General features: G+C 60.3%; 9 protein-coding genes. 3 read left to right on the top strand and 6 right to left on the bottom strand.

The features are described from left to right. The coding region (locus ACJWXQ_RS10015) for an AI-2E family transporter (RefSeq protein WP_406672745.1) at window positions 1–908 on the bottom strand (908 nt) is incomplete at its 3' end. Between the two features lie 179 nt (window positions 909–1,087). Between ACJWXQ_RS10015 and ACJWXQ_RS10020 the strand changes: the two genes are divergently transcribed. Next, window positions 1,088–2,428, top strand: a complete 1,341-nt coding sequence (locus tag ACJWXQ_RS10020) for an OmpP1/FadL family transporter (RefSeq protein ID WP_406672746.1) — start codon at window positions 1,088–1,090, stop codon at window positions 2,426–2,428. Window positions 2,429–2,660: 232 nt separating this feature from the next. Next, window positions 2,661–4,169, top strand: coding sequence for a M48 family metalloprotease (locus ACJWXQ_RS10025; RefSeq protein ID WP_346049352.1), 1,509 nt, complete (start codon window positions 2,661–2,663; stop codon window positions 4,167–4,169). A 90-nt stretch (window positions 4,170–4,259) separates the two neighbouring features. Here ACJWXQ_RS10025 and ACJWXQ_RS10030 read toward each other — a convergent pair whose 3' ends face one another. Further along, window positions 4,260–6,857 carry a M14 metallopeptidase family protein gene (locus tag ACJWXQ_RS10030; RefSeq protein ID WP_346049350.1) on the bottom strand — a complete coding sequence of 866 codons (2,598 nt, stop codon included), beginning with the start codon at window positions 6,855–6,857 and terminating at the stop codon, window positions 4,260–4,262. 154 nt (window positions 6,858–7,011) lie between these two features. Between ACJWXQ_RS10030 and ACJWXQ_RS10035 the strand changes: the two genes are divergently transcribed. Further along, the gene (locus ACJWXQ_RS10035; RefSeq protein ID WP_346049348.1) at window positions 7,012–7,755 is read left to right on the top strand and encodes a VacJ family lipoprotein; all 744 of its coding nucleotides are present in this window, start codon (window positions 7,012–7,014) and stop codon (window positions 7,753–7,755) included. A 24-nt stretch (window positions 7,756–7,779) separates the two neighbouring features. Here the strand turns inward: ACJWXQ_RS10035 and ACJWXQ_RS10040 are convergent, their stop codons facing one another. The 4 genes from ACJWXQ_RS10040 to mlaE are packed head-to-tail and all read right to left on the bottom strand — an operon-like array spanning window position 7,780 to window position 10,009. After that, window positions 7,780–8,097: an STAS domain-containing protein gene (locus ACJWXQ_RS10040; protein ID WP_346049346.1), complete on the bottom strand. Its 318-nt coding sequence runs from the start codon at window positions 8,095–8,097 to the stop codon at window positions 7,780–7,782. Continuing rightward, window positions 8,090–8,761, bottom strand: coding sequence for an ABC transporter substrate-binding protein (locus ACJWXQ_RS10045; RefSeq protein WP_346049344.1), 672 nt, complete (start codon window positions 8,759–8,761; stop codon window positions 8,090–8,092). Before ACJWXQ_RS10045 ends, ACJWXQ_RS10040 begins: the two co-directional genes overlap by 8 nt. Before the next feature lie 3 nt (window positions 8,762–8,764). After that, window positions 8,765–9,223: an outer membrane lipid asymmetry maintenance protein MlaD gene (mlaD, locus tag ACJWXQ_RS10050; protein ID WP_346049342.1), complete on the bottom strand. Its 459-nt coding sequence runs from the start codon at window positions 9,221–9,223 to the stop codon at window positions 8,765–8,767. A 3-nt stretch (window positions 9,224–9,226) separates the two neighbouring features. Beyond that, the gene (mlaE, locus tag ACJWXQ_RS10055; RefSeq protein WP_346049340.1) at window positions 9,227–10,009 is read right to left on the bottom strand and encodes a lipid asymmetry maintenance ABC transporter permease subunit MlaE; all 783 of its coding nucleotides are present in this window, start codon (window positions 10,007–10,009) and stop codon (window positions 9,227–9,229) included. Between the last annotated feature and the right edge of the window lie 32 nt (window positions 10,010–10,041).

Raw genomic sequence — 10,041 nt, forward strand, 5'->3', positions numbered from 1 at the left:
AGCATCTGGATAATCCCATATGCCACCAGGATCCATGCCAGTTCGGCGCTCCAGCCAAACTGGAAATAGGCCACCAGAGCCACCGGCACCGTCATCACCGCCGCCCCGATATAGGGGATCAGCACCGAAATCCCCACCAGGAAGCCCAGCAGCATGGCGAAATTAAGGCCCATGAACATGAAGGTGATGTAGGTCACCACCCAGACAATCAGGATCTCCCAGAACTTGCCGCGGATGAAATTGCCCAGCTGGGAATCCACCTCCTCCCAGACGCGCGCGGCCAGGCCACGTTGGCGCGGCAAGTGGCTCCGGGCCCAGTCCAGAATGGATTCCTTGTCCTTGAGAAAGAAGAACACCAGCAATGGCATGAGGACCATATAGACCAACAGGGTCACGACGCCGACGACCGAAGACACCGTCTGTTGCAGGGCGGTATCGGTGAATCCCCCGGCTTCCGACTGGATCTGCTCCAGAAAGCGCTCGACCTGGGTCTCGCTGAACAGCGTCGGATACCGCTCGGGCAGGGTCATCAGCAGTCGCTGCCCCTCCGCGAACATGGCCGGGGCCAGATCCAGCAACTGCCCCGCCTGGCGGACCAGGATCGGAAAGAGGCTGAAAATCAGCAACAGTAGAACCACAAAGAAAAGAGTGAAGACCAGCGAAACCGCGAGCAGGCGGGGAATCCCCATCCGCTGCATGGGCTGGATGACCCCTTCCAGCAGGTAGGCGATGATGACGCTGGCGATCACCGGGGCCAGATATTGGCCGGCAAAGACGATGCCCAGGAAGCCCGCCACCAGCAGGCCGACCAGAATCACCACCTGGGGATCGGAAAAATGCTTGTAAAACCAGTCCCTAATGACATTCATGTGCCGGTCCAGACTGCCTGATGGATAGGGGCAAATCATCGCCCCTCATCCGGAGGTTGTAAAGGGCCCATAATGCCAGGGGCCCCGTAAAGCCGCCCTCTACCGCATCAGGCCCTCCTCAACGAGCACCTTGCTTCTTCCGTGACCCTGTGCTTGAATCAGCCGGAAGACGCCCAAACAGCCGTTTGTTCACAAACAAATTTCGAGGGGAATAAGCAATGAGCCACAGTATCCTGCGTTGCTGCACGGCCGTCCTGGTGGTGGGTGCGACCGCGGCTATCCCAATCGCGGCCTCGGCCGCCGGATTCGCTGTCTCCCATCAGGGCGCACGCGGCGCGGGCCATGCCTTCGCCGGCGGCGCTGCGCTGGCCGAGGACGCCTCTACCATCTTCTTCAACCCGGCCGGCATGACCCGCCTCGAGGGCCGGGAATTCGTCATCAGCCTGCATGGCAACGATGTGCGCATGGACTTCACCAAGGACTCGGCGACCGATGCCATCGGCCAGCCGCTCTCCGGCGGCGAAGGCGGCCGGATCGGCCAGCTCTCGTTCATCCCGAATGCCTATTACCACCAGCAGATCAATGATCAGCTGCACTTCGGCGTGGGACTAAGCGTACCTTTTGGATCACGGACTAAGTACGACTCAGACTCCATCTTTCGCTATCAGGCCCTTGAGTCGGATCTGGGCATCATTAACCTTGCGCCCTCAATCGCCTACAAGGTCAATGATGTGGTTTCCCTCGGCCTTGGCCTCAACATTCATTACATGGAGATTTCCACACTCAGTAATGCGCTTGATTTCGGCGCCATCTGCTTCGCTCAGGTGGACCCCACCACCTGTAGCGCTCAGGGGCTCAGCCCCCAGTCGGCGGATGGCCGCGTAGAGCTGTCGGGCGACGGCATGGGCTACGGTTTTACTGCTGGCGCCCTGTTCGATTGGGGAGAGACCCGCCTGGGTGTGAACTACCGAAGCTCGGTAGACCACGACCTGAGCGGGAAAGCCCGATTCAGTGACGTGCCGACACTCTTCAGCACGCAGGGTCTGTTCATCGACGACCGCATCACGTCTGAATTCGAGAGCCCCGATGCCCTGTCCTTGAGCATTGCCCATCAGGTCTCTGATCAGATCACTCTGTTTGGTGACTACACGCGGATGGGCTGGCAAAGCTTCGATGAGCTGCGGGTCGAATTCGACAATCCCAACCAGCCCGATTCCGTCGAGCCGATCAACTTCCAGAGCCAGGATCGCTATTCCATCGGCCTGGACTATCGCAGGAGTGATGCCTGGACCTTCCGTGCCGGCATTGCCTACGACGAGTCAGCGGCACGCGACCGGTTCAACCGGCCGCCGCGGACGCCCGATAACGATCGTACCTGGCTTGCCCTTGGCGCTACATGGCAGACGTCTGAATCCAGTGAATGGGATTTCGCCTACGTTCATGTGATGCTGGGTGACGATACCCCCTTCGACCGCACGGGCGGCCAGGGCGACCGCATCGTCGGGAGCTACGAGGCGGCTGCCAATATACTGTCCGCACAGTATCGCTACCGGTTCTGACAACCCTAAGGTCGATTCAGGAAAAACGCCCCACCAACGGGGCGTTTTTTTTCGCCCGCCAGGCCGGAACCTGACATCCGGCGAGGGTCACCCCGCGGGGTTGAATAAAATGCCGGCCCAAGCCGTTATGGATGGTTTTTTCACGGTGCCCACCAGACTTGAGTGAAACGCCAAGCCTGTTATCTTGTCCCAAGATAGAATACCCACCGTCTCCGGGAGGCTCGTTTCTGGAATGCGCCTGATAGTCGCCAAGCTGTGCAGTCTGGTCCTGGCCGCCGCGCTCAACCTGTCGCCGGCACCCGCCCATGGTCAGGCCTTTGACATCAGCAAGCTCCCGGACCTGGGGGATGCCAGCAGCACGGTTTTCTCGCCCCGGGAACAGGACCAGATCGGCAAGGAAGTGGTCCGGCGGATGCGGGAGGCCAGCGTACTGCTGGAAGACCCGGATATCGAGGAGTACGTTCGGGACCTGGGCCAGCACATTGCCGCCCACAGCTCACGTCCCGGCGATCAGTTTCACTTTTTCGTCATGCGCAGTGCCGAAATCAATGCCTTCGCCCTGCCCGGCGGCTATATCGGCCTGAATGCGGGCCTGATCCTGGCCGCCGATACCGAGGCGGAGCTGGCTGGCGTGGTGGCCCATGAGATTGCCCACGTCACCCAGCGCCATATTGCCCGGCAGATCGACGCCATGCAGGGTAGCGGCCTGGCCACTCTCGGAGCCATGCTGGGCGCCATCCTGATCGCCGCCAATACCGGCGACTCCGATGCCGCGATGGCCACCATGTTGTCGGCTCAGGCTCTCCAGCTGCAGCGGCAGATCAACTACACCCGCGCCCATGAATATGAAGCCGACCGGGTGGGGATCCAGATGATGGCCGATGCCGGCTTTGACCCGGAGGGCATGGCCCGCTTCTTCGAGAAGCTTCAGCGTCGCCATCAGTACGGCGCAGGTCAGGCCGTTCCTGAATACCTGCGCACCCACCCCCTCACCACTCATCGCATCACCGAGGCCCGAAATCGGGCACGTCGGCTAAGCGAAGGAGAATACGAGTCAGGTCGCCGTTTCTACCTTGCCCGGGAGCGAATCAACGCCCGCGTTGCGGTCAGCTCGGGGCGTGACCCGGTCCAGCTGACTCCGGCGCGATCACCTGCCAGCCCCAGCTTCACCATGGACCTGCAACGCTACAGGCAGGCACTGGAAGACCAGTTTCGGGGCCGTCATGAACAAGCAGCCCGTGTCTTTGATCAACTCCGCCAGAGCTCGCCTGACATCATCGCCTACCATGTGGGTCATGCTGAAAACCTCCTGGGCCAGGGCAAGATGGATGAGGCCCTTGCCCTCCTCCAACGGGCAGCCGAACTCTTTCCTGATAATGAAGTCCTGATGGAGAGCCACGCTCGCACCCTGCTTCAGATGGATAAACCCGAGGAAGCCCTGGCGCTTCTGCAGCGACTGACCCGGCGCCCGGGAGCTCAGCCCCGGCATTTCCGAATGATGGCCGAGGCCAGTAACAACCTGGGTGATATTCCGGGGTCTCATTTCCACATGGCCGGTTATTTCCACAAGCATGGCGACCTCTACCATGCCCTGACCCAGATGCGCATGGCCCTGAGCCATCCCGCCCTGGACGACTCACGGCGCAATCGCTACATGGATCGCATGGATCAGCTGCATATGGAATGGCGAAACCTGCCCTCCTCCGCCCAAAGGGCACAGCGAGGCACACCGCCACGGTAGCTGTACTGATCGAGTCCGGCTGGCAGCAAAAAGAAAATCCCCCTTCCCTGTCACAAGGGAAGGGGGATTTCTTGTGCCGTTCAAGGAGTGTCAGGGACGGCGAGTATGGGCAATGGCGCCGCTGAAGTAGAGGCTGTTGATCAGCAAACGATTGGTCCCGAACCAGAAAGCCCGGAAGCTGGGATTGTCGACAAACAGCACCACCGTGCCACTCCCCACTCGATCGGCCTTCACCGACAGGCTGCCGCCCATGGTGGCCAGGTTTTCTTCTGAAACGTAGCCGCTCAGCAGAGGTTCCTCACTGTAGCGCGCTACCTGGTTGTAGGGATTATCGCCAGGCTCCAGGTAACGCGTGCTGTTGCGGAATACGGGCAGCTTCTCCCGAGTGTAGCCGTATGCCAGGGGATGGCTCAGATCCAGGTGGGTTTCGAAAATGGAACCGCCAATCACCTGGGCGGCGATATCACCGCTAAAATCCCCGTAGGGCAAGCGGTCTTCCTCGCCCTGCGGGCGGTCGCGAAAGTCGAGCTCGTAGAGTCCGCTATCCGAAACCCACTGGAGGGCGTTTTTCTGTGCCACCAGGGTGCCGCCCTCGTGGACCCATTCGTGCAGGGCCTCCTCGGCCCTTTCGTCCAGTTGCTGCTGCCACTGGCCATTAACCATGAACAAATGGGTATAGCGATCCAGGTCGGCCCGACCCAACTCGCCATGATTCAACAGAGTCACCGGGACCCCATAACGATGGTCCAGCAGGTGCCAGATCTCCCCGGCTTCCTGCATGTGAACGCCGTCATCCACGAGAATCGCAGGGCGTACGGGTTCGACCGGACGGAAGCTGGGACTTCCCAGGTCAATCCCGCCACGGCTCAGACCACTATCCAGCGCCGTCACATCCACACCATCTCGCCGCGCATACCGGCGCAGAATGGACTCGATCTCTTCATGGCTGGCCTCGTCCTGAAGCCCCGCGGGGATGAGAATGGTGCCTCGGGCGAACTCTCGGCTCTCGCCACCCCCCACAGAGGCTTCGAACTCATTGGTGGCAACCCGAAGGCGAACCCCGGCCTCCAACAGCCTCTGGGCCATGCGCGGTGCATAATAGGGCGCCCAGTCGAAGGCCCAGGCTACCGGGCGGTCCACATCCAGGGCCAGACTGCCTCCGAGCCCTGGCACATCGTCCAGGGCCTGACCGGCATCCAGACGGCGCAACTGCCGCGCCGACAGCTCCGCCGTCGGCATATTGAATGCCAGCGGCAAGGTCCAGGTGGAAACATCATAGAAGCGCGTGTCCGGGAAGCTCAGCTGCCGCTCCATCATCGCCAGGATAAAGCGGTACTGGGGCTGCTCCAGGGGCACTACCCAGGCCTCGCCCGGTCGAAATTGATGGCCGTCTACCTCAATCGACTCACCCAGAGGGCTGACTTCCACATCCTGGCGCAGGAGGATTTCCACCAGCTCGACTGTCCGGCCACGATCCGCGGGGTCACCAAAGACAAAAGCCTTGCGGCGATCCTGGCGGGCCTCATCCATGGCGTCTTCAAAGAACTGCTGCTGGAATCCCAGCAGTTCATCACGCAATTCGTGACTGGCCTCCAGCGTCGAGAATGAGGTCAGGACCTGGTTACGAACCGCCTCGGTGAAGCTGCGCTCACCGTGGATGGTCTCCCGCAGATGGCCCCTGGCACTGGCCTGCTCATAGAGAATGCCAATGGCACCCTGGATATCGGGAAAGGTCGAGCCTTTGCCGTAGTAGTAGTCGTCGAATACTTCCCGTGTGAAATAAGGCACGCCGTATTGATCCAGGATATCGGCATGGAATTCGGCAATCTTGCCGGTCAGCTCAAAATTCCGGTCCGGCGTCCGGGGGTTATCCCGGTCGGGATCACCCGGCTGGAAAAAATAGGTGCTGTTACGCCCCATTTCATGCCAGTCGCCAACCACGTTGGGCTTCCAGGCCTGGAAGCCGGCGACTCGCGCCCGGGACTCGGGATGCTGGACCGGCAGCCAATCACGATTGAGGTCGAACCAATAGTGGTTGGTTCTGGCCCGTGGCCAAACCTGCCGATGCTCGCGATTCTGTGGATCCGCTACCAGCGTCTGGCCCCGGTGCATATTGACCCAAGTGGCAAAGCGCTGAACCCCATCCGGGTTCATGGCCGGCTCAATAAGGATAATGGTGTTGTCGAGAATCTCGCGAGTACGCTCGTCTTGAGCAGCCGCCAGATGCCAGGCCACCACCATGGAGGCATTAGCGCCACTGGCCTCGTCACCGTGAATGCTGTAACCAAACCAGTTAACCACCGGGTGCTCGGTCAGGTCCTCGCCGCTGCCTGGCTGCAGGGCCTGAAGCCGTGCATCGCGAATTTCCTCAAGGTTGTCCTGGTTGCTGCTGGAGCTTATCCGCACTACCAGCATGGGTCGCTGCTCATAGGTGCGCTCTTTCTCCACCATGGTCACCCGATCAGAGGCAGCAGCCAGATGCTCGAAATAACGAATGAGCTGGTCGTGGCTGGCATGCCACTCCCCTGGCTGAAAGCCAAGAACATCTTCGGGCGTAGGGATGCTGTCATCGTATTCGCTCGCCCAGGGCAGGTACCAGTCAAGCTCTGAACCAGCCAGGGCCCGGTCGCTTGCCAGCAGGGACAAGCTCAACAGCAGCAATACCAGGCTTGATGTGAATGCTCTCATTGTGACTCCTTTGGTTGCTTGCAGTCAGCAGAGCGGCTTCCCCATGGCCGTCCGTTCTCATCTCCCTCTCAGATTACTCGCAGCGAAATCGCCATGATTCCTCCAGGCCACCGGGCCTGTTAAGATGCGCAAAATTCCAAGGAATTCGTTTGCCATGCATCGATCCAGCCTGCGTTTTCTCGCCGCGCTCCTGATCGCATCACTTGTGGGTGCCTGCGCCAGCGTTCCCGCCGAGGATCGGGATCCGCGAGACCCCTGGGAAGGCTTCAACCGCAAGGTCTATGCCTTCAACGACGCCATCGATCGCGCGGCTTTGCGGCCGGTCGCCGTCGCCTACCGGGACAATGTGCCGCGGCCGGTACGAAGCGGCATCGGCAATTTTCTCAGTAATCTGCGCCAGCCCGTGGTGATCCTTAACAGCGGCCTCCAGGGCAAGGGTGGCGAGGCATTCAGCGGCACCGGCAGATTCCTGATCAACACAACCATTGGCATTGGTGGTCTGTTTGATCCTGCCACCCATGTGGGCCTTGAAGCGGCCAACGAGGACTTCGGCCAGACTCTGGGCGTCTGGGGTGCCGGCGCCGGCCCCTATCTGGTCCTGCCGGGGCTTGGCCCCTCCACGGTGAGGGACACCACGGGTATGGCGGTGGATAGCTATGTTGACCCCACCTATCAGACCATTCCCCTGCCCGAGCGCTACGGCCTCTATCTCATTCGCGCTGTTGACGTCCGGGCCGGGCTGCTGGATGCAGACCGTTTCCTGGAAGAGGAATTCGACCCCTATGTCACCATGCGTGAAGCCTATCTTCAGCGGCGCCGCCATCTCATCTACGACGGTGATCCACCGCCCGAGGACTGGGAAGACGACTGGGAAGATGACGATGACTGGGACTGGTAAGCGCCTGCGGCAGCCAGGCGCCTGCTAGCCACCAAGATCGCCAAACACCGAGTCGAGCTGGCTGATCCGAATCAAGGCCTTGAGCTGCTCGGGGATTTCCCCCAGCTTCAGCTGGCCTCCGGCCGCCTGACAACGGCGCCACCATTCCACCATGACGGCCAGGCCCGCACTGTCGACGCGCTTCACTCCGGAAAGATCCAGTTCCACGGTCGTGGCAAAATCCAGAGACTGGGACAGGGTCAGAGCCTGTTCGGCGGTGCCGAATACCAGTTCGCCACTCAGTCGGTAACGGCCCCGGCCGGCCTTCTCCAGATCCAGGCTGGATGGCGACTGGTCAGCCATTGTCCTGCTCAATAGATTCCTCCATCTCCTGTTCCTTACGACGGGTCCGGTCCCGAAGGCGCTCAATGACCGCATCGATACCCCGCTGACGAATCTCACTGTCAAAGGAATTACGGTAGTTGGTCACGTAGGAAACACCCTCGATCGTCACATCAAAGACTTTCCAGCCGTCATCGGTGTAGCGGAGAGCGAAATCCACGGGAATATTGGAAGCGTCATCGCGCACCACCTCGGTACGGACTCGAGTCCGCGAGGGGTCTGGCTCACCCCGGGTCGGCCGGACTTCGATCTCGATTTCGGACAGGTCCTGATCCACCAATGCGTCTGAATAGCTGCGCACCAGGAAGCGATAGAAGGCTTCGCCAAAATCACGGCGCTGTTGAGGGCTCGCATCACGACCATGTCGGCCGAGCACCAGGCGAGTGGCATAGGGCAGATCAAAGACCGGCAGCAGCAGATCTTCTACAAACTGATAAGCTGCGCTCGGATCATCCTGCATCTCGTCCTGACGCTCTCTCAGCTCACGCAGGATTTCGTGAGCGGTTTCCTCCACCATGACTGCCGGGTCCGGGAGAGAGTCCTCCTCAGCCAGGGATGACGCGGGAAGGGCTAAAACGGCCGCGGCCATGGCAGTCGTCAAGACCTGAATGATTCTGCTCTGCATAACTTAATCTCCCTGCATGGTCAGGAATTGGCCAATAATACGTTCAAGCACAATGGCTGATTGGGTATGAATGATCTGATCGCCCTCGGTTAAAGCATCTGGATCCCCCCCCGGGTCCAGGGCAACGAATTGCTCACCCAGCAAGCCCGAAGTCCGAATGGAGGCGATGCTATCCGCCGGTAGATTATCGTGACGGGCACTGATGCGAAGGGTCACTACCGCATCCAGACGATCGTCATCAAAACGGATATCACTGACCCTGCCGAGCCGCACCCCCGCCATGGTGACCGGTGCCCTGACCCGCAGGCCACCGATATCGTCAAAGCGGGCGCTGACTTCAAAGCTGTCCTCTGTTCCCAGAGTACGCATTCCGGTGGTCTGGGTTACCAGAAAGAAGATGGCCAGAATCCCCAAGAGGACAAACAGGCCGGTACCAAAATCCATTGCCTTGTTGTGACGCATGCCTCAACCCTCACCGACGATAATGGCAGTAATCAATAGGTTAATAGCCAGCACCGCGACTGCAGTGATGACGATTGCCCGTGTGGTGGCGCGACTGACACCCTCAGCAGTGGGCGGGGCATTGTAGCCCTCGTAGACGGCCACCAGGCTGGCCGTTATCCCGAATGCTATGCTTTTCCAGACGCCACTCATGACATCTGTCCGGACATCAACCGCCGCGTTCATCTGAGACCAGAAAGGCCCGGCATCCACACCCAGTAGACCCACACCCACGACATAGCCGCCAAAGATGCCCAGTGCACTGAAGATGGCCGCCAGCAATGGCACCGCAATCACACCCGCCAGAAAGCGGGGCATGATGACCCGTTTGACCGGGTCAACGGCCATCATTTCCATGCCTGACAATTGGTCGGTTGCCCGCATGAGTCCAATCTCGGAAGCCAGGGATGTCCCCGCTCGACCGGCGAATAGTACTGCGGTCAACACCGGCCCCAGCTCCCGAACCAGAGTCATGGCGACCATCACACCCAGGGACTCCGTGGCCCCAAACTGATTGAGTATGTGGTAGCCCTGCAGGGCCAGCACCATGCCCACGAATACCGCTGAAATGCCGATGATGAGCAGAGAGTGGGCGCCAATCCGGTGCAATTGGTACCAGACCAGGCCAAATCGCATCAGTGCGGCCGGGGTTTCCCAGAGCAACCGGCCCAGAAAGCGGGTCATGGCACCCAGGGTTTCCACAAACTCCCGCAGTGCCTCGCCCAGGTCACGGAACATGGCCCTCATCGTGGCACCTCTCGCAAGTCTTCAGGATAGTC

Source organism: Natronospira sp. (assembly GCF_007134575.1).
Classification (GTDB): domain Bacteria; phylum Pseudomonadota; class Gammaproteobacteria; order Natronospirales; family Natronospiraceae; genus Natronospira; species Natronospira elongata.

Coding starts and splice junctions, on each gene's coding strand:
- ACJWXQ_RS10030 (WP_346049350.1), bottom strand. CDS start 6,857: ATGAGAGCATTCACATCAAGCCTGGTATTGCTGCTGTTGAGCTTGTCC.
- ACJWXQ_RS10040 (WP_346049346.1), bottom strand. CDS start 8,097: ATGGCTGACCAGTCGCCATCCAGCCTGGATCTGGAGAAGGCCGGCCGG.
- ACJWXQ_RS10020 (WP_406672746.1), top strand. CDS start 1,088: ATGAGCCACAGTATCCTGCGTTGCTGCACGGCCGTCCTGGTGGTGGGT.
- mlaD (WP_346049342.1), bottom strand. CDS start 9,223: ATGCGTCACAACAAGGCAATGGATTTTGGTACCGGCCTGTTTGTCCTC.
- ACJWXQ_RS10025 (WP_346049352.1), top strand. CDS start 2,661: ATGCGCCTGATAGTCGCCAAGCTGTGCAGTCTGGTCCTGGCCGCCGCG.
- ACJWXQ_RS10035 (WP_346049348.1), top strand. CDS start 7,012: ATGCATCGATCCAGCCTGCGTTTTCTCGCCGCGCTCCTGATCGCATCA.
- ACJWXQ_RS10045 (WP_346049344.1), bottom strand. CDS start 8,761: ATGCAGAGCAGAATCATTCAGGTCTTGACGACTGCCATGGCCGCGGCC.
- mlaE (WP_346049340.1), bottom strand. CDS start 10,009: ATGAGGGCCATGTTCCGTGACCTGGGCGAGGCACTGCGGGAGTTTGTG.